Origin of the sequence: Enterococcus sp. 3H8_DIV0648 (assembly GCF_002140655.1) — a bacterium.
Classification (GTDB): Bacteria; Bacillota; Bacilli; order Lactobacillales; family Enterococcaceae; genus Enterococcus_A; species Enterococcus_A hulanensis.
On record NZ_NGLG01000001.1, the window covers coordinates 543,920 to 564,476 of the forward strand.

Consider the following 20,557-nt stretch of genomic DNA (forward strand, 5'->3'; position numbering starts at 1 on the left):
TTACTATAATAAGAAATTATGGAAAGAGGCTGGTTTGAGCGATGCGGATATTCCAAAAACTTGGGATCAATTTAGAGAAGTTGCCAAGAAGCTAACGAAAAAAGATGGAAACAAAATTACTCAAGCCGGTTTTAACTTCAATCAAGAATATGAAACTATGATTTATGGATTGAATTATCAAAAAGGTGCGTTAATGTTCAAGGATGACGGCAAATCACTTAATTTTAATAGTGACGTTACTAAAGAAAATACACAATTTTTGGTAGATCTATATGAGAAAGATAAAGTAGGATCGAAAGATTTTGGTGATGAAAGTAGTTTGAGCTTTGGTAATGGTCAAACAGCGATGGTTTATCGTTGGGGCTGGTTCCAAGCAGAGCTGCAGAATAAATACAAGGATATCGATTATGGTGTTTTCCCAACGCCAACGTTTGATGAAGAAGTACCATTTGCTTACGATCGATATAACGGCGAAAGTACACCTGGAATCAACAACAAACAGTCAAAAGAACAACAAGCTGTCGCTCAGGATTTCCTTAAATTCTTATTAGCAGGAGATCAGTATTCAATTGACGGAGCATTGTCGATGGGCTCTTTCCCAGCTAAAAAAAGCTTAGCTGAAAATGAAAAAATATTGGCAGATCCGGTACTAAAAGTATTATCAGAGCGAGTAGATCATTTGATTTGGCCAGGGGCATTTCCGTCAACAGTGGAAACATCCGCTAAAAAAGCGATGGAGGACATCCAATTTAATGGAATGACTCTTGATAAGGCTTTAAGTCAAGGTCAAGCACAAATGGAAAAGGACATGAAGGGATCAGAATTTGTTTCTCAAGAATCAAAGTACCAATACTTTGAGGAAAAATAATAGACAGTTGAAGCAGTGGATTGAATAGTTTAGAGAAATCCGCTGCTTTTATTTCAAATCTAGAAACTAAAATGACTCACTTTTTAGGAGGGAAAGCTTATGCAAGCGACGTCAAAAAAGTTGCAATTCATTAACTTGAAAAATATTACAATCCTATTTGTCATCGTCTATTTTTCGATTTTTCTCATTTATCCAATTTATAAAGCATTTGCAGGGAGCTTACATGATTGGAACCCGATGATTGACCAATATGATTTTGTCGGGTTAGATAATTTCAAAAATGTTTTATCTGATAAATTATTTTGGAAATCTATGTCGAATACGGTCTTTTTTACTACTTTTTCTGTATTTTTCAGGATCGTTTGCGGATTAGGTTTAGCCTTGCTTATTCATTCAAAACTAACGAGAGCTCGCTCTTTTTTTCAAGGATTATTCTACATGCCGACGATCACTCCAATCGTAGCAGTCTCTTTTGTCTGGACATGGATGTTCAATCCTCAGTTTGGGTTGATCAATAAAGTCTTTAACCTTGATATCAACTGGTTGAATGATACGAAATACGCATTACCTGCAATCATTCTTATGACTATTTGGAAAGACTTTGGCTATGCTGCTGTAATTTTCTTAGGTGGATTAATGTCTCTACCAGAAGAAGTTTTTGAAGCAAGCAATATCGATGGGGCAACTGGTTGGCAACGGTTTCGTTATATTACGTGGCCATTGTTAAAACCGACCACACTTTTTGTGGCGATCACCTCATTAATTACTTATTTTCAAGCGTACATTCAAATTTTGATTATGACAGAAGGTGGTCCAGGAACCTCAACGTATGTTATTTCTTATCTAATTTATGATGAAGCCTTCGTCAACTATAATTTTGGTTCTGCTTCAGCGATGTCGATCCTCTTGTTTATTGTGATCGGTATTTTGACAATATTGATGTTCAAAGTGACTAAGGAAAGGGAGAAAACGATATGAACGAAAAAAATAAAGCAAAAGTCATGATCTACAATCTTTTTTTAATATTATTGGCTTTAGTGACGATTGTTCCTTTCATTTGGATGTTCCTTTCTTCTTTTGCTCCTAATAGTGAGATCGTTAAAATAGGCGGAAGTTTTTTTCCAACGCCTACAACCTTAGACAATTACATGAATATCCAAGAAAAATTTGATTTCATGCGAATGTTTCTTAACAGTCTCTTAATTTCAATCGTTATCACCGCGATCGTGATTTACACGAGTGCTTTGATCGGGTTTATTTTTGCCAAATTTAACTTTCGAGGGAAGAGTCTGCTATTTGGAGTTATTCTTTCAACCATGATGCTTCCTTGGGCAGTAACAATCATTCCTAAATATGAGATGATGGAAGTTTTTGGTTGGATGAATTCTTACAAATCCTTGATTATACCCGCGATGACTAGTGGATTTGGAATCTATATGTTTCGACAAGCAATTGAGCAGATTTCTGATGAAATGATGGAAGCCGCTAGGATCGATGGAGCATCGGATTTTTTCATTTTTCATCGAATCATTTTACCAATGAGCCGAAATACGATTTCTAGTTTAGCAATTTTTCAATTTTTATGGTGTTGGGAAGATTTCTTATGGCCGTATTTGATGATTAATGATGATAGTAAGCAGTTATTATCAGTAGGACTTCGTTTATTCAATGGTCAATATGATACGGATTATGGTGGGTTGTTCGCAGCTACCTCCATTTCGATTATTCCAGTAGTCGTGATCTATTTGATATTCCAAAAACAATTTATTGCTGGAGTCGCAACCGGATCCGGCAAATAGAAGAGAGGTACAGGTAGTATGGCAAAAATCGCTGATCAGTATTTTAAACTAGACCCATGGAAAGTGATCGAAAAAGGTTTTGATCCGCAGTATAGTAAAGTAGCGGAATCAATTTTTTCTTTAGGAAATGAGTATATGGGTATGCGTGGCTATTTTGAGGAAGGCGGAAGTGTAGATTCTTTAGTAGGCAGCTATTTTAATGGTGTATATGAATTCAATGAGTTAAAAGATGCGCAAATTTATAAAGGGATCATTAATCGCTCTCACTTTATTGTGAATAGTGTGAATTGGTTGTTTACTAGGATTCAGATTAATGGAGAGGTCTTGGACTTAGGTAAAATAGCATTCCAAAACTTTGAACGGAGCTTAGATTTTCAAACGGGTCTACTCGTTCGCTCGTTTGATTGGATTTTAGCGGATGGCAAGAAAGTTCAAGTAATCTTTGAACGGCTGTTGGATATGACAGATGTCCAATACGCAACTCAGCGTATCACCTTATTGGCGGATTTTGATGGGACGGCATCAATTTGTATCGGAGCAGATTTCGATACGATCCACGGGCATGAAAAAGCAAATTATTGGAACGAGCTCGAAAAAAAGAGCGATGAGCAATCGTGCTATATTTTAAGTGAAACCAAAACAACGAATCAAAAAGTATTTTCTGGATTTCAATATACATCTGAACAACTATTGGAAGAAAAAAAGATTGAACGGGAAAAATTCATCGGTGTTGAAGTGAAACTTGAATTGCAGGAAAATGGGCGAACTCAGCTGGAAAAGCGAATTACGAACGTTGTGGACAAAAACCAGCAATATGCTAGTGAAGCTTTGATCAAAAAAGGGAAAGAGTTGATGAATGGCACTATATCATTCATTCGATCGCTTCAAAAGCAGAGACTCTTTTGGCAAAATGTTTGGCAAAATTATGATATCGAGATAGAGGGGGATTTAAAAAATCAACAAGGGATCCGATATTGTATTTTCCAACTTCAGCAGACTTATCATGGTCAGGACCCATCAAACAATATTGGAGCAAAGGGGCTGACTGGCGAGGCGTATGGCGGGTTAGCTTTTTGGGATACGGAGACGTGCTGTTTACCATATTACTTATTTACGAATTTGGATGCAGCAAAAAATCTATTATTATTTCGTTACAACCGACTACCTCAAGCTAAAAAACGTGCAAAAGACTTAGACTGTGAAGGAGCCTGCTACCCGGTGGCCACAATCAATGGAGATGAGGCCTCTCATTTATGGCAGCATGCCAGTCTTCAATTCCAAGCAAGTACAGGGGTAGCATATGGAATCTATCATTATTGCAATCTCACAAAGGATCATGATTTTTTATACGAGGAAGGAATTGAGATGTTAATCGAGGTAAGTCGTTTTCTATATTCTCGTGGAGCATGGGGACAGCTTAGTAAAAAGTTCAGCTTCTATGGTGTAATGGGACCTGATGAGTTTCAAATGATGGTTAATCATAACGCTTATACAAACTATATGGCTCAGAGAACAATGGGCTTCACACTAGAAGTTCTGGATAGGATGTCTAAAGAGGACCCTAGTCAATTAAAAAAAATAATCGATCGTACGAATCTTAATGAAGATGAACGACAAAAGTGGCAAAAAGCAAATGAAAACATGTTGATTTTACAAAGTAAATCAGGAATCTATGAACAAAATCAAGGATTCTTTGACTTGCCACACCTCGATATCAATAAAATACCCGTTGCAGAGTTTCCTTTGTATGATCATTGGTCATATGACCACATCTATCGCAATGATATGATCAAGCAACCGGATGTTTTGATGTTTATGTTCTTGTATAACCAGAGTTTTTCAAAAGAAATCAAGCAAATCAATTTTGATTATTATGCTTCACGCACGATCCATGAATCTTCGTTGTCACCTGCTATCCATTCAATCCTCGCTCAAGAGTTGGGGTTAGATGAGGAGGCCTATAAATTATTTGAATTTGCGACACGAATGGATTTAGATAATTACAATCGCAATACTAAAGATGGCTTACATACAACGTCGATCGCCTCAGCTTGGATGAATATCGTTTACGGTTTTGGCGGATTACGAAGTGACGGTCCGTTACTAAGATTAAGTCCATCGATACCCAAAGTGTGGAAAAGTTATCGTTTTAGCGTTCAATACCGTGGAGAAGTAATCCACATTAAAGTGCTGGATGACAGCGTTGAACTGAGTACGGATTCTGAAAAAGAGTTAGAGCTGATGCTTTATGACGAAAAAATCGTATTGAGTAATCAGAAATTCTTGAAGACACATATCTATCAGGAGGTAGGTTAAACGATGAGCTTAGAAACGAAAAAAACATTGAGAAATCAGTTGATCTATTCGGTTTTTTTAAGAAATCATACACAGGAAGGAACCTTTTTAAGTTTAATTCCTGATTTAGATCGAATTAAAGAGTTGGGGACATCAATTATTTGGCTGCTCCCGATTCATCCAATAGGTGAATTGAATCGAAAGGGAAATGAAGGTTCTCCCTATGCTATCCAAGATTACAACAAAATAAATCCAGATTATGGTACGTTAAACGATTTGGATGAATTGGTCGCGGAAATCCATAAACGCGACATGAAGGTAATCATTGATGTCGTATTCAATCATACTTCGCCAGATTCTTATTTAAGAAAGAATCATCCGGAATTCTTTTATCGGACAGCAAGCGGCGATTTTGGCAACAAAGTCGCTGATTGGGCTGATATCATCGATCTCGATTATAATAATCCAGATTTGTGGGAGCATCAGATAGATACATTGAAATTTTGGGCAAAGTATGTGGATGGGTTCCGCTGTGACGTAGCATCCTTAGTACCACTTGAGTTCTGGCATCAGGCTCGTACGTCGGTCGCGACAGTCAATCCTGATACTCTTTGGTTGGCGGAAACAGTTGAGGCAGACTTTTTGAAAGAGCTGAGGGAGATAGATCAAGTAGGATTGTCGGATAGTGAGATTTATCAGGTGTTCGACATAACCTATGATTACGATGTTTATCCGAGCTATGTTGACTATTTAACAGGAAAGATTTCTTTAGAAAGCTATATAAGCATTTTGAATTTCCAAGATTCAATCTATCCAGAAAACTATGTTAAAATGCGATTTTTGGAAAATCATGATCGTCAGAGAGCAAAGCAGATAATTGGAAATCTGAATGATTTGATTAACTGGACTGCATTTCTATTTTTCCAAAAGGGAATCCCCCAACTCTATGGCGGACAGGAAAGAGCCGTTGATCATCTGCCAGATCTTTTCGTCAAAGATCCAGTTGAATGGGAACAGAAAATTGATCTCACACCGCTTATTCAAAGATTGATGAGTGTGAAGAAATCATTGCCAATCAAGGGGAGTTACAAATTGAAGGCCGCTGCTTCTGATACTGTCGTAGGTTATTATCGTAACAGCGAACAACATTTTTTAGGCGTGTTTTCGTTAAAGAGTGCTGTCGGAATGGTACATGTCGACTTTCCTGATGGGCAATACAACAATTTACTATCGGATGAAAAAATCAGTGTAGAAAACGGCGTATTGTATTGCGCTGGAAAACCAATAATTCTTCAAAAATGAAAAATGTATTCATAAGTAGTATGTAGAATGAGGAGACCTGTAACAGCATCGTTAACAACTAGTTAGATTACTACGTTGTCAACAGGACTCTCAGGTTGGCTAATCGAATATGTCGTGTGGTGGTCACCCAATTTCATTGACAAGAATAAAAATAAAGAGGCTGTTGCGAAATAGAAAACTATTCTCGCAACAGCTTGATTTGATTATATAAAAAGTTCTAGAACTAAATAAGTTATCTCAATAGAGAAGGTACAGTTCTTGTACGTATTCAACACAATTAGAAGCGAAACGAGCGTATGATAATTATATGCTTAATCTTGGATTTCACTATACCCTCACTTCAAAAATTAGTATTACGACGCAGATGACGTTTAAAGACTTTCACCATGTTCGCTTTACTAATTGGTATGAAAAACAGGCGAAAAAGTCAAACATATGAAAATACTCAGCTCATCTCCGAAAAGAAGTTGGCTATTTCTACAATCTCAAAGTTAGAGATATCACTGGTCAAGATATTGAGGATTGGATATATGAGTTAAGTCAAACCGCTACAAGGAACTCAAGAAATCAAGATGAGATCAAGCCTCTTTCTAGAAACTATATTAATCGTATTCTCGGTCATTTGAAGATAATACTTGATAGAGCAGTCAGAGAAGGATTCATCAACAAAAATCCTGCGGAGGATGTGTCTTCATTTCCAAAAGAGAATAATAAGGTTGATTTTTGAGAGCTGGAGGCTTTGACATGGAAACAAGTCGATCTAAGGAGGCAACAAATTGCAGTTGAAAAGACACTGATATACAAAACTAAAGACGACTGGCATTTATCAACTCCTAAAACGGAGCATATCGAACAATTGGGATTGGTCAATATCTATCCGAGAAATTAAAAGGAACCTTGACTAAGGAGAGAAAACAATTTTTATGGCAACGTTGTGAGAAGAGCGTTTCTTGCAATGTTGCTTTTTTGCTGTTAAATAAAAATAATATGAATAAAGAATGATAAAATTTTCATTTTTTGGTAAAATAGCCCAAACGTTTCAGGAATGGAGGGACGCATTTGAATATTCAAGATATGTTGAAGCTGCCTTCGATGAAGGGGGCTGAAATAATTGCCGGCAAGGAGCAAAGACATCGTTTAGTGACGACGATTTCTGTTTTAGAGGTCTCGGAACCAGAGCTATACAGCCAGATGCCGCTTAAAGGGGAGTATTCTGGTAATGAGTTGGTGCTGACGTCCTTTGCTCAAATTGCAATGGATGTGGAGAAGCAGCTGGAAATTATCGCTATTCTTCATCAGCATAGTCAGTTGGGGATCGTTCTTTATTATGTGGGCCTGATCATTCCTCAAGTCTCAGAAAAAGTCATTGCTAAAATGAATGAGCTTGGAATGGTTTTGATTTTGATGCCGATGAACCGGATGGACTTAAGATATAGTGAAGTAATATCTGAGGTGTTGTCTTACATCAATGAAGAAGAAGAGGAGCTGGATCAGCAAAAAGCTATTTTGCTGGAAACGATTCGTCAGTTACCCGCGCCGCATCAAATCGAAACGGGTTTGAGTATTTTATCAGATAAATTGAAATGCAGTCTATTCATCATGAGCGATGAGAATGAGGTTTTATTATCAAAAGCTTGGCCCAGAAGTTTAGATTCGGCTTTACGTCAGGCTATTGCCCGCAGAGAAATAAACATTGCGAAAAAGAATGACCCTGTTGAGTTAAATCAAGTCATTCATTTTCAAACAGCTCTTTCTTTGGAACTGCCTACATTGAGTCATTCATATTTTTTGACTTTATTTAGAAAAAAACCATTGACCGAAAATCAGCTTGCTGGAATCCAAACAATTGTTGAAAAAACTATCAAGTATTTTGGTGAAGAACAATTATTGAATACAGGGCAGCAGTTCTTCGCTGCCTGTCAAACGGGAGACTTTTATACGGCTGCAATGTTAGCTCAAAAAGCTGGAATTGATGTGGAGGAGCCGCTGATATTGTATTGTTTACAAAGAAAAGAAGAGACTGCCGCTATATTTTCTTACCAAAAGCTAATCAGTTATAAAGAAAGAAATCGGGAATGGATCGTGGGAAATAAGGAAGCAAAAAGTGTTCATCCTGTTTTCTCATTAGATGATCCGACAGCCGATCTTCTCTTTATCAGCAAAGAACTCTCGGGAGTGACGGGAATTGCTCAACAAATGAAGTTAATAGAAGACCATATTCAAGAAGCAAAACAGGTTTTTCCTAAGAAAAATTGCTTTTACGCGGAAGATTTATATTTGTTGGAGGATGTGACGCGAGAGACGGATTCAATTTCTTTGGAGCGTTATCTTGATAATGAGTTGCTCGAAACTTTAGCGGTGTACTTTCTAGATTGTAACGAGAGTATAAAAGATACTTCTGATTTACTTTTTTTGCATAATAATACGATTAAATATCGATTGAAGCGTGCACAGGAACGGTTGGAGTTATCTTTTTCACAGACTGCTTCTCGCTATATACTGATAAAAAATTTGATTTATTACCGAAAATATAGAGATAAACATTGATAGAAAGCCCGCTTTGTCATTTTGGACAAAGGGGCTTCTTATATTTTGTCTTAATAACATAGTCATAAATTTCTCGCTTCGCTATAATGATAAAATATTTATTTGTCAGAATATTCAGAAATGAGGGGGATAAATGGAAGAAGTAGTGGAAACAAATTCGGGAAATTACGAAAGAGAACGGGTGCCTGAGAAAGACCGAAAACGCTGGTTATCTATCAGCATGGTTTGGATCGCTATCGGGATCGATCTATCTGGTATGTTCATGGGTGTTGCTTTGGCCCAGGGAATGGCCTTTTGGTCAGCAATTTTAGCAGTAATGATTGGTTCAGTCGTTTTAGGTGTCTTAGCGATCGGGACAGCTTATATTGGCGCAAAGGCGGGATTGTCTACGGGAATGATCTCGCGAGTTGCTTTTGGTAAAAATGGCGCTTCGTTGATGGGAGCGATCATGGGGATTTCGTCACTTGGCTGGTTTGGCGTGCAGATTGGTTTCTTTGCTGAAAATATAGGCGCTGCGATCCGTCAATTGACGGGAACGAATATGCCATCATGGTTACTATCATTGATTGGCGGGAGTCTCATGATGTTATCTGCTTTTTGGGGCTATCAAGCAATCGAAAAGCTGTGCACTTATTCAGTTCCTTTATTGGCAGCGTTAATCATTATTGCGACCATCATGTCACTGAACAACAATGGGTCATCAGGTTTGACTAGTCCACCGCAAGGAGCGCCGATTTCATTTGGTTTGGCAGTTTCATTAGTCATTGGTGTCTATATGGTCGGAGTTGTTATGGCACCTGATGTGGCAAGGTGGGCGCAAAGTCCTAAACAGGCGATGATCGCGGGCTTTGTCGGGTTTACGATCGGCAATAGCTTTATGATCATCATTTCATTGATTTTAGTTAAAGTGATGGATACGGCAGATCTTACCGCAGTATTTTTCGCTTTGGGGTTGGGGATTCCTTCCATTTTGGTTCTGACCTTGGCTCAGTGGACAACGAATACGAATAATCTCTATTCCGCATCTTTAGACTTTTCAATTGTTTTTAAAAGAGCCAATCCTAAAGTCATTACAGTCATTTGCGGAACGTTAGGTATTTTGATGGCGATGTTTGGAATCTATGGTATGTTTGAGAATTTTTTATCCATTATCACTGTACTGGTTTCACCGATTGCAGGGATATATATGATCGATTATTTCTTTTATAGAGAAAAGTACGATTTTTCATATGAAGAAAAATTAAAGAACTATTACCCAACCTCGCTTTTTTCATGGCTGGTGGGAAGTACGATAGCGTTTATGACTAGTCAGCCGCCTGCTGGCTTTGGCTTATTCACATTAACGAATGTTTCAGCATTGGATGGTATCTTAGCAGCGGGAATCTGCTATTTCATTATTACGAAATTAACTAAAGGACGGGAATAATTCATGAAGTGGATTACTGCAGAAGATTTAGAAAATATTGCGATTGGCGCGACATTGTTAGGAACCGGAGGCGGAGGCGATCCCTTTGTCGGTAAACTGATGGCGTTGCAAGCAATCCAGAAATATGGGCCAGTCAAAGTTTTAACGGTAGATGAGTTAGATAATAAGGCATTAGTGATGCCTGTAGGATCTATCGGAGCGCCCTCTGTTTCTAATGAAAAAATCGCCTCCGAAGAAGAGGTTTATGCTCCGGCAGAAGTTCTGAAGGATTTTTTTCCTGAACGGACACAGGCGATCATGCCGATTGAAATTGGCGGAGGCAATTCATTATTACCGATTGCTTGTGCAGCTAAAATGGGGTTGCCGATCGTTGATGCTGACGCAATGGGCCGTGCATTTCCCGAGTCGCAAATGGTTACTTTCTTCTTGAAAGGTTATCAACCTGAGATCGTTGCGATGGCAGATAGTCAAGGCAATCGAATTGTCTATTATCCGAAAGACGGAGAGTGGTCTGAAAAGATCGCCCGCGCGATTACCGACGTTATGGGCGGAAATGCCAACATGGTCGACAATGTTTTTTCCGGAAAAATCGTTAAAGAATGCGGAATTCGCGGAACATTGAGCTTGGCGAAAGAAATCGGAGAAGAGCTGACAACATTAAATGATTCTGTGCCGCCAGTCCAAAGATTACTTGACCGGTTAAATGGTTTTTCACTTTTTGAAGGAAAAATCAGTCACATTGAGCGAAATGTTGAAGGTGGTTTTACTCGAGGACGAGCAGCGTTTACAGGGATTAATCGCAATAAAGGAGAAGAACTAGAGATTCTTTTCCAAAATGAATTACTACTGGCTAAAAAGGATGGTGCTGTCCTTGCATCGACGCCGGATTTGATCTGTGCGCTGGATTATGAAACCGGCCGTCCAATTACAACAGAGACGTTGCGATATGGCGCGCGAATTCATGTGATTGCTCTACCTTGTGATCAAAAATGGCGGACAAAAAAAGGTTTGGAAGTTGCCGGTCCAAAATACTTTGGCTATGAAGTGGACTACCAACCAGTGGAAGAATTGATAGGAGAAAAGGCGCATGTATAGACTAGGGATTGATGTCGGTGGAACAAATACCGACTGTGCGATTTTAGACGAAGACTTGAAATGTATAGGCAAAGTCAAAAGTCCTACGATGGACGATGTCAGTGAAGGCATTGATGTCGCGATACAAAAAGTTTTAAAAGAAACCAAGATTCCGACAGAAAAAATCCGTGTTGTGATGTTGGGAACGACTCATTGTACTAATGCAATCGTTCAACGAAAAGAGCTGAGCAGGATCGGGATTATTCGCCTAGCGAAGCCGGCTACGACGGCGGTGGCTCCAATGGTTGGATGGCCAGAGGATCTCGCAAGCAAAATGATGGCACAATCGGCTATTGTTTCTGGCGGTTATGAATATAACGGAAATACAATTGCTGAGATTGATGAAGAAGAAATTCGAGCAGTTTGCGAGAAAATGAAAGGGAAGGTCGAGGCGGTTGCGGTTGTAGGAGTTTTCTCTCCAGTAAATAGTGAGCAAGAGCAGCAGGTCGCAGCGATTGTTGAAGAAGAGCTTCAGGTTCCCGTCACATTATCTAGTGAGATCGGTTCAGTCGGCTTACTGGAAAGAGAGAATGCCAGTATCTTGAACGCAGCTCTTACACAAACGATCATTCAAATGATCCAAGGTTTGAAACAGGCATTAAGTAATAACCATGTGGCCGCGGATGTATTTATTTGTCAAAATGATGGAACTTTGATGGATTTAGAAAAAGCACTGAACTATCCTGTGCTGACAATTGGCTGCGGACCAACTAACTCGATTCGCGGGGCCGCACATTTAAGTCAGCTAGAGGATGCTTTAGTGGTTGATGTTGGCGGTACAACTACTGATATTGGAGTTCTAAAGAAGGGATTTCCACGTGAATCTTCCTTAGCAACGCTTATTGGCGGTATTCGAACGAATTTCCGGATGCCGGATGTCCTCTCGATTGGATTAGGCGGAGGTACGATCATTCATTTAGAAGATGAACTTAGGGTTGGTCCGGATAGTTTAGGCTATCGAATTTTACAGGAGAGTCTATCTTTTGGAGGAACCACCTTGTGTGCGACGGATATTGCGATCGCTAATCAAACAAATCATCCGGTTGATGGTGCTGTTTCTCAAAAATTGGAGATTTCATTAATTAATGGTGCTAAGAACAAAATCAGAGAATTGATTGAGGATGCGATCGACCAGATGAAAACAGATAGTCAAGAAATCCCAGTCATTTTGGTTGGGGGAGGAAGTATCATCCTGCCAAAAGAAATGAATGGTGTCTCTAAAGTGATCATTCCAGATAATTATGATGCTGCTAACGCGATCGGAGCAGCGTTAGGAGAGGTTTCTGGTGAAGTGAATTCGGTGTATTCATTAGAGAAACAAACGCAAGAGGAGGCAGTGGCTGAAGCGGTAGAGCATGCTGAACAAGAAGCACTTAAAGCAGGAGCTTCTAAAGAATCGCTCAAAACAATTTTTGTAGAGGTCATTCCTTTGGCCTATCTACCAAAGCAGGCTGTTAATGTCAAAGTCAAAGTTGCTGGTAAATTAGATTTTGTTATGATTTAAGAAAATTTCATAGTTAGAGAAATTAAGAGCTTAGAAGATGATTGAATGAAATCGATCTTCTAAGCTTTTTTGTGTTGAGAACGATTTTGTCAGAATATTGAGTAAGAGAAATCGTTCACTTACTGACCAACAAAACAATACGGTAAATGAAAGGTTTTTCTATTGAAAGTAAATTTAGGGATCAAACTAACGATATAATCAAATTCAAGATTGGTTTTATCATTTAGTTAACTTGCAACAATACGGAAGTGCTTCTCTGCAACAAGTTCAACGATTGTTGTAGCGACTTGTTGCAACGAAATGTAATGTCCAATTTTTAAGCCCACATCTATAATAAGGTCATGATCATGAGAACGCTATCAAAGATTAAGGCCTTGATTCCAGATAGTAAGGAAGTGTTTATCATTATGCTTACAAAGAGACAAAAAGAATTGTTAGAGTTGTTGATGCAGCAAAGTGACTTTCAGACAGCGGAGTATTTCGCGGGTCAACTGGGTGTCTCTAAGAGAACGATCCATAACGAGTTAGGGAGTATTGACGAATATCTTCAAAGTTCAGGAGAGTATCTTGAAAAGAAACGCGGAGTTGGTATCGGGTTAAAACGATTCAAAGAAGTTGAAGTGATCAAAGAGAAAAATGAAAGAAGCGACATTTACGATACGTTTAATCGTCGGATCGAAATTTTGAATATCCTGCTTTTTAAGGAAAAAGTGGTTAGCTTTAACTATTTATCAGATATTTTCATGGTGAGTAAAACTTCTATTATCAAGGATTTTGAGTTCATCATGAAAATTTTGAATGTTGGCTCAGACATCAAATTGTGCAGCGATGTTCATGGAACTTCGCTAATAGGAACGGAAGAAGATGTTCAAAAAGCGATGCTTCAATTTAACCGCTATTTGCTGAGTAATTCTGAAATTTATTTAGACGAAGATATTGCTGAAAAAATCAAATTATTAAATACCTATTATGGGGAGAGCTTAATTAGTGTTTGCTCAAATATTTTATATACCTATATTCGGGAAAATGTAAATGCCATTTCTGACTATTATGTTCAGAATATCTTAAGTATTTTTATTATCCTAGTTCACCGAATTGCTCAGGGGTATCACATTGAAGCTGTCTCTTATACACATCTAGATGTGTATAAGAGACAGATTAAATACCTATTATGGGGAGAGCTTAATTAGTGTTTGCTCAAATATTTTATATACCTATATTCGGGAAAATGTAAATGCCATTTCTGACTATTATGTTCAGAATATCTTAAGTATTTTTATTATCCTAGTTCACCGAATTGCTCAGGGGTATCACATTGAAGAACTAAAGCCGGCAGATTCCACTGAAGCGATGATTTTCTTTGAGGAAAGTGCTGTTCGAATGCTGCATAAAGCAGCTCTGCGCTTAGAGCTGTCCTATACGAATGAGGATGTCCACTATTTGTCCTTGCAACTGATCTCAAATCGCTTCGAAGCTTTACCAGATGACGAAATCGATGAAGTAATTGTTGAACGTTTGCTTTCTAGAGTCTCGGCCGCGTTGAATATTAATTTTGCCAGTGATCAGAAGCTGGAAGAACAGTTGAAAAATCATATTCCGCCAATGATCTATCGTTTGAAATCAAACAACAAAACGGAAAATCCTTTTACTTCTCAGATCAAAAACGAGTTTTCGTTGACCTTCAATGTTATTTGGGTCGTGCTTAGTGAGTACGAGGAAGAGTTAGGTATCAGTTTTAATGAAGACGAGATAGCCTTTTTGACCATGTACTTTCAGGCAGCGATCGAACGGGCACGGATGAATCGGAAAATTCTAATCGTTTGTCAAATGGGGATAGCGACCTCAGAATTATTGATCAATCGGATAAAAAGTATTTTACCGTCTTTGGATACGTTTGAAGTTGCTTCGGTAGCAGAGTTAGAGCAAATCGTTTTTGATGAATATGACTTGATTATCTCTACAACAAAAATAGAAATACCTAAAAAAGAAGTCATCCAGGTCTCACCATTTTTAACCAAAGAGGATATTGAGCGAGTCAAAACGTCGAACTTTTTGCCGAGTATAGATGGTAAAATCATCGACTTAGTTCGAGCACATCATTTAATAAGATTTGTCGATAAAGAATTCATTTTTGTAAACACTGATTTTTCTTCTAAGGAAGAATTGATCGAACAGATTGGGACTGCTTTAGCGGAAAAGAATTTTGTAAACCGCCAATTTATTCAAACGGTTCAAGAACGAGAAGCGTTAGGGGGAACAGACCTGCCTTCTGGAACAGCAGTCCCGCATGGAAACTCAACGTCGGTCAATAAAACCATCATCGTTGTGGTCAAGAACAAAAAGAAATTTAAATGGAACAAATACTATGTCGATCTTGTTTTTTTGATTTGTATCGCGAAGCAGGATACTTTTCAAACGAGAAATATTTTGTCTGATATCTATAACATTATCGATAATAGCGAACAACTGAAACAATTACGTAAAGCTGCCTCAAATGAAGAGGTGCTCAGAAAACTTGGGAGTGATTAGTGTGGAGAAAGTGCAGGAAAATGGCAGAAGTGTGATTACAAATGATTTGATTTTTTTGGATAGTGATCTGGATAATCAAGACGAAGTCGTGGAGCATATCGTAGAAGTCGCCGAATTTATTGGCTATGTCGATGATTCAGAAACGTTGTATCAAGCAGTCAAGAAACGTGAGCAAGAAGTCTCTACAGCGATTGGCTATGATATTGCAATTCCGCATGGGAAAAATGAAACCGTTTTGCATCCGTTTATTGCTTTTGTCAGAACAAACAAAGCATTTCAATGGACGACAACGAATGAAGAGAAGGTTCGGCTGATCTTCTTGATCGGTGTTCCAAAAAATAGTGAGGAAACAATGCATCTTAAATTCATCTCACAATTAAGTAAAAAATTATTAGACGAGGATTTAAAGATGAAAGTAGTAGCAGTGACTGCGTGTCCAACAGGAATCGCGCATACCTATATGGCACAAGAGGCTATCGAAAAAGAATGTAAGAAACGTGGCTATGAAGTTCAAGTCGAGACACAAGGCAGTATGGGAATTGAAAATGAATTGGAACAAGAAGATATCGATCAGGCCGATGTATTAATTTTAGCAGTAGCAATCGATGTGGAAAATGGCGAACGTTTCGAAGAAAAAAACGATTTGGGTAAATCTTTGTCGGTTGATCCGGGAGACATCATCAAGTATCCAGCAAAATATATTGATGAAGCAGAGAAATTATAAAGGGAGATTATAAAAATGAAAAAACAGAACAAGTTCTTTAAAGACTTGCAGAAAGCCTTCAATACAGGTGTATCTTTCATGTTGCCGTCAGTGGTTGTTGGGGGGATTTTCTTAGCTGTGGCTCTAGCAACTGGGAAAGCCACAGATGCCGGAATGGAGATCACTAGTCCGTTTATGCAAAATCTAAATGATTTGGGTGCGGCAGGTTTTGCGATGATGATTCCATTGTTATCAGGCTACATCGCTAACTCGTTAGCTGGAAAACCTGGTTTAGTTCCAGGTATGATCCTAGGTTTTGTTGCCAATAATCCCATTGGTGAAGGGCAAATAAAGACAGGATTCCTTGGAGCAATGATCATGGGTGTGGCAGCAGGATACTTTGTTCGTTGGTGTAAAACGTGGAAGGTGCCGTCTACTATTCGAACGATTATGCCGATATTGATTGTTCCAGTTGTGACCACTTTTGTACTGGGTATGTTCTATATTTATATCATTGCCGTACCAATTGGTGCAGGGATGGACTGGCTTGTTAAGGTTCTTGGTCAAATGCAAGGCGGCAGCGCACTTATTTTAGGGTTGATCTTGGGTGCGATGACCGCGATCGATATGGGTGGTCCAATCAATAAAACAGCGACTGCTTTTACTTTGGCATTGATGGCAGAAGGTGTTTATGGCCCGAATGGAGCGCATCGAATTGCTTGTGCGATTCCGCCTTTAGCGATGGCTATTTCAACTTTTATCGATCGGAAAAAATATACTCCAGAGGATAAAGACCTAGGTATCTCAGCCTTCTTTATGTCGCTGATTGGTATTACAGAAGGTGCGATTCCGTTTGCGGCGAAAGATATCAAACGTGTTTTACCAGCAATCATCATCGGTAGTGCTGTAGGCGGTGCAATGGGTATGGCGACAGGTGTAGAAGCGTTGGTACCTCATGGAGGATTTATCATCTTACCGGTTGTTAATGGCAAATTGTGGTACGCTCTTTCAATCATTGTTGGCGCAGTTATTTCAGCAGTTATTTTGCATTTCACTAAGCCAAGTTTAGTTGATGAAACAACGAAAGAAAAGAAGAAAGAAACCAATGAACAGATCGAAGTAGCAAAATAAACTTCAAATATTTGTGACGACAAAGGAAAGTGCAATAAGCGCATTTTCCTTTGTCTTTTTTGTGTATAAATAACAGCTGTTAATATTCCAAATCTTTTATTTTGCAACATGTCTCGATTGTTTTTGCAACAAGTAAATAGGTTGATGCATTGACTTGTTGCAGATAAATGTAATATTCATACTCAATTACCCGTCATATACTTTAGATGTGGTAGAAACAAAGGATTACATTTAATTACACGAAATGGAGATGTCAATAAGATGGAAAAATTACCTATTAAGACAGTCGTGGAGAGTTTGTTGACTCTGCAAGCAACAGGCGAAAGTGCAACATTATTGGGAATCGGACCAATGTCGAAAAATTGTGTTCAAGCTACACTTGAATTGTCAAAAGATGATGATTATCCCGTGATGTTTATTGCCAGCCGTAATCAAGTTGATGCCGATGAACTTGGCGGCGGCTATGTAAATGGCTGGAATCAATTCACTTTTGCTGAAGCAGTGGAAGAAGTGGCCAATGAAATCAGTTATGACAATTTATATTACTTATGTCGAGATCACGGAGGACCTTGGCAGCGTGATAAAGAACGAAATGATCATTTATCGACGGAAAAGGCGATGGATTTAGGGAAGAAATCTTATGTCGCGGATATTGAAGCGGGCTTTGATTTATTAATGATTGATCCTACAAAAGATCCCTTTGAAGTTGGGAAAGTGATTCCTTTAGATACCGTATTAGAACGAACTGTTGATCTTATTGAATTCTGTGAACAAGAACGGAAAGCCCGTAATTTACCAGAAATTGGTTATGAAGTAGGAACAGAAGAAACCAATGGCGGATTAACATCTACAGAAACCTATGAAACATTCATTTTACGGTTGAAGGATGAGCTAGAGAAACGCGGACTGCCAATGCCTACCTTTATCGTAGGTCAAACAGGAACTTTAACACGGAAAACAGAACAAATCGGCACCTTCAATTTCAAAAATGCTTATGATTTGGCTCAAATGGCAAAAGAATATGGGGTTGGCTTAAAGGAACACAATGGCGATTATCTAGACGATGTAACTTTATTGGAGCATATTCCATCACAAATTACTGCGACAAATGTTGCACCTCAGTATGGTACAGAGGAAACACGGGCCTATTTAAATCTAGCGGCGGTAGAAGAAAAATTAATGGAGTATGGGTTAGTAAAAGATGTATCAAATACTCGTGGTGTCTTGCTAGAACATGCAATCAAGAGTGAACGTTGGAGAAAATGGATGGTAGGGGAACAAAAAACTCTGACAGTTGAAGAGATCCTGACACAAAATGATGCAGAATTACAGGCCGAAATTTTAGATATCGCTGGTCACTATACCTTTAACGATGATGAAGTAAAAGCTGAAATTGAAAAGCTGTATGCAAATTTAAAAGCACATAACATTGATGGGCAAAGATATGTGGTAGACCATATCAAACGTCCAATCCGTGATTATGCTGAATGCTACAACTTGAGCGGTGTTACGACTCGTATTAAAGATATGAATAAAGTAAAAGCATAGAGATAACGACGAGACTTTCACGATTAGATAGTGAGAGTCTCGTTTCTTTTTCATAAAAGAGGAATTGAGGAGAGAGCTATCATTCTAGATGACATTTGGTTCGATCAGTTAATTGATACTCGTCGCTGCGTCTTTTAAATTCGCGAAAATGCATCGTGAGATAACTGATTTCATCATTTGATAAATCAAAGTCGAAGTTTTCAGTGATAAAAACACGTATTTGATTGGCTGCGTAAAATTCCTTTGAATAGTTTTTCATTACATAGAAATAAAGATCGTTGTTAGATTCTACTGAATCATGCTTTTCTTTTAAGATACGCAAGGCTAAAAACTTGATGTGGCGCATCAATCTTGGTGTTCCAGAAAGTAAAAGAGTACGTGGCAGATTTACATAAAAGGCTATTTGTGTAATTAAGTAATGAATCAATTGAAGATATCTTTCCTGTTCATGATCATTAATATTGAGTTGATAGTTTGCCGCAATAACAGATTCTGCTAATACTAGATAATCAGACTTTCTCAAGGAATGCTGCAAATGTTCTTCGATATACTGAACTGCTTCTTTAGCAAAGTCGATCTCTGACTTAAACAAATATTCCATGATTTCAATCGAAGAAATGGAGTAGGTAGTGGTCATAGGAATCATTTCAGCGGCATTAAATAGGAAATAGGACAAGTTATTGTTTAGGTAGAAATTATCTGTGATCATGTATTTTTCTTTCGCTAATTTTACCAGGAATAGGACAAGTTGGCGTTCTGCTGACGTCGAGCGTTGCGCTGATAGTTGTGAATTGTTCATAATAAAAGACCTCCTTATAAAATTTTCTTGCAGATTGCTTTAGGTCGCTAAGTTGTTTGCTATAACCATATGTTAAACTGTCTAGTAATTAGACAGTCAAGAAAAGAAACTAAAATAAGGGAGGAATCTACTTTTGGATACAACCAACTACTTATCAATCAGTGAATTTGCCAAGTTATCAGGGATCAAAAGGAAAACTTTAATCTACTATGATCAGATTGGTCTTTTAAAACCAGAGTATACTGCTGAAAATGGGTATCGCTATTATGATTATCCGCAACTTTACAGAGTCAACATGATTAACCTATTCAGGGAAATTAAAATGCCTTTAGCAGAAATCAAGGAACATTTACAAAACAGTACCCCAGAACAGGCGGCCTTTTTGCTTAAACGCCAAAGAGAGGTGATTTGTCAGAAACAAGAATATTATGAGGAAATGGCTGGAATGGTCGATCGTCAGTTGGCTTCATTAGAGGAATACGCTAAGGCAGATCGTTTGGAATTTTCTATCGTATCTTTTGATAGAGTGCCGCTATTTTTTAGTTCGACAGTTTATCAAGGCTCCAACTTTAGAGCATCGATTTCTTTAAGTCAAATGTATCATGAGAGTTTTGACGCAGGGTATCGCTTTATTTACCCAGCAGGAATCGTGTTCAAAAATGAACATAATTTCTCAAATATGGACTTTTTTGAAAATCCTAAAATGCAGTATTACGTAAAAGTACCAGAAGCTGTTGAGGCGCGACCGGCTGGGGAGTACTTAATCTGCTATTTTTTTGGACCGATCGACCAGTCTGACATTTTTCCTCAAATGTTGGACTACTTAAAGAAAAAGCAGTTGCGAGTCAAGGGAGATATTTATATTGATGTTATTCTCAATGGTTTGGCAGCACAGAAATTTGATGACTTTCTATTGAAACTAGTTGTTCAAGTCATACCAATTTAATAAATAGTGTAAAAAAATACACATCT

Annotated in this window: 16 protein-coding genes and 1 pseudogene; 16 read left to right on the forward strand and 1 reads right to left on the reverse strand. The window is 38.3% G+C overall.

What is annotated here, in order from left to right; genetic code table 11:
- The 15 genes and pseudogenes from A5875_RS02440 to A5875_RS02505 all read left to right on the forward strand — a co-directional run.
- Nucleotides 1-868: extracellular solute-binding protein (locus A5875_RS02440; protein ID WP_141108320.1), on the forward strand; the 868-nt coding region annotated here is incomplete at its 5' end.
- Between the two features lie 99 nt (nucleotides 869-967).
- Entirely contained in the window at nucleotides 968-1,846 is an 879-nt protein-coding gene (locus A5875_RS02445) for a carbohydrate ABC transporter permease (protein ID WP_088932133.1), read from the forward strand.
- The gene (locus tag A5875_RS02450; RefSeq protein WP_088932134.1) at nucleotides 1,843-2,667 is read left to right on the forward strand and encodes a carbohydrate ABC transporter permease; all 825 of its coding nucleotides are present in this window, start codon (nucleotides 1,843-1,845) and stop codon (nucleotides 2,665-2,667) included. Before A5875_RS02445 ends, A5875_RS02450 begins: the two co-directional genes overlap by 4 nt.
- 18 nt (nucleotides 2,668-2,685) lie before the next feature.
- Nucleotides 2,686-4,983, forward strand: a complete 2,298-nt coding sequence (locus A5875_RS02455; protein ID WP_088932135.1) for a glycoside hydrolase family 65 protein — start codon at nucleotides 2,686-2,688, stop codon at nucleotides 4,981-4,983.
- A 3-nt stretch (nucleotides 4,984-4,986) separates the two neighbouring features.
- On the forward strand, nucleotides 4,987-6,264 hold the full coding sequence (locus tag A5875_RS02460) for an alpha-amylase family glycosyl hydrolase (RefSeq protein ID WP_088932136.1): 1,278 nt from the start codon (nucleotides 4,987-4,989) through the stop codon (nucleotides 6,262-6,264).
- Nucleotides 6,265-7,323: 1,059 nt separating this feature from the next.
- On the forward strand, nucleotides 7,324-8,811 hold the full coding sequence (locus A5875_RS02465; RefSeq protein ID WP_176244602.1) for a PucR family transcriptional regulator: 1,488 nt from the start codon (nucleotides 7,324-7,326) through the stop codon (nucleotides 8,809-8,811).
- A gap of 133 nt (nucleotides 8,812-8,944) precedes the next feature.
- Nucleotides 8,945-10,237 (forward strand): cytosine permease, encoded by a 1,293-nt coding sequence (locus A5875_RS02470; protein ID WP_088932137.1) that lies wholly within the window; start codon nucleotides 8,945-8,947, stop codon nucleotides 10,235-10,237.
- Between the two features lie 3 nt (nucleotides 10,238-10,240).
- A complete protein-coding gene (locus tag A5875_RS02475; protein WP_088932138.1) occupies nucleotides 10,241-11,332 on the forward strand; it encodes a DUF917 domain-containing protein in 1,092 nt (363 codons plus the stop codon).
- The gene (locus A5875_RS02480) at nucleotides 11,325-12,875 is read left to right on the forward strand and encodes a hydantoinase/oxoprolinase family protein (protein ID WP_088932139.1); all 1,551 of its coding nucleotides are present in this window, start codon (nucleotides 11,325-11,327) and stop codon (nucleotides 12,873-12,875) included. Before A5875_RS02475 ends, A5875_RS02480 begins: the two co-directional genes overlap by 8 nt.
- A gap of 347 nt (nucleotides 12,876-13,222) precedes the next feature.
- Nucleotides 13,223-14,065: an HTH domain-containing protein gene (locus A5875_RS02485; protein ID WP_254911837.1), complete on the forward strand. Its 843-nt coding sequence runs from the start codon at nucleotides 13,223-13,225 to the stop codon at nucleotides 14,063-14,065.
- 190 nt (nucleotides 14,066-14,255) lie between these two features.
- A complete protein-coding gene (locus tag A5875_RS02490) occupies nucleotides 14,256-15,404 on the forward strand; it encodes a BglG family transcription antiterminator (protein ID WP_254911838.1) in 1,149 nt (382 codons plus the stop codon).
- Nucleotides 15,370-15,807, forward strand: a pseudogene (locus A5875_RS23530) (fructose PTS transporter subunit IIA); the annotation flags it as partial. The gene A5875_RS02490 and the pseudogene A5875_RS23530, both read left to right, overlap by 35 nt.
- Nucleotides 15,808-15,813: 6 nt before the next feature.
- Nucleotides 15,814-16,128, forward strand: a complete 315-nt coding sequence (locus tag A5875_RS23535; RefSeq protein WP_176244707.1) for a PTS fructose transporter subunit IIB — start codon at nucleotides 15,814-15,816, stop codon at nucleotides 16,126-16,128.
- Between the two features lie 15 nt (nucleotides 16,129-16,143).
- Nucleotides 16,144-17,238, forward strand: coding sequence for a PTS fructose transporter subunit IIC (locus A5875_RS02500; RefSeq protein WP_088932141.1), 1,095 nt, complete (start codon nucleotides 16,144-16,146; stop codon nucleotides 17,236-17,238).
- 261 nt (nucleotides 17,239-17,499) lie between these two features.
- Entirely contained in the window at nucleotides 17,500-18,786 is a 1,287-nt protein-coding gene (locus A5875_RS02505) for a class II D-tagatose-bisphosphate aldolase non-catalytic subunit (RefSeq protein WP_088932142.1), read from the forward strand.
- A 79-nt stretch (nucleotides 18,787-18,865) separates the two neighbouring features.
- Here the strand turns inward: A5875_RS02505 and A5875_RS02510 are convergent, their stop codons facing one another.
- Nucleotides 18,866-19,585, reverse strand: coding sequence for a PRD domain-containing protein (locus A5875_RS02510; RefSeq protein WP_088932143.1), 720 nt, complete (start codon nucleotides 19,583-19,585; stop codon nucleotides 18,866-18,868).
- Nucleotides 19,586-19,718: 133 nt separating this feature from the next.
- Between A5875_RS02510 and A5875_RS02515 the strand changes: the two genes are divergently transcribed.
- The gene (locus tag A5875_RS02515; protein WP_088932144.1) at nucleotides 19,719-20,531 is read left to right on the forward strand and encodes a MerR family transcriptional regulator; all 813 of its coding nucleotides are present in this window, start codon (nucleotides 19,719-19,721) and stop codon (nucleotides 20,529-20,531) included.
- Nucleotides 20,532-20,557 lie beyond the last annotated feature (26 nt).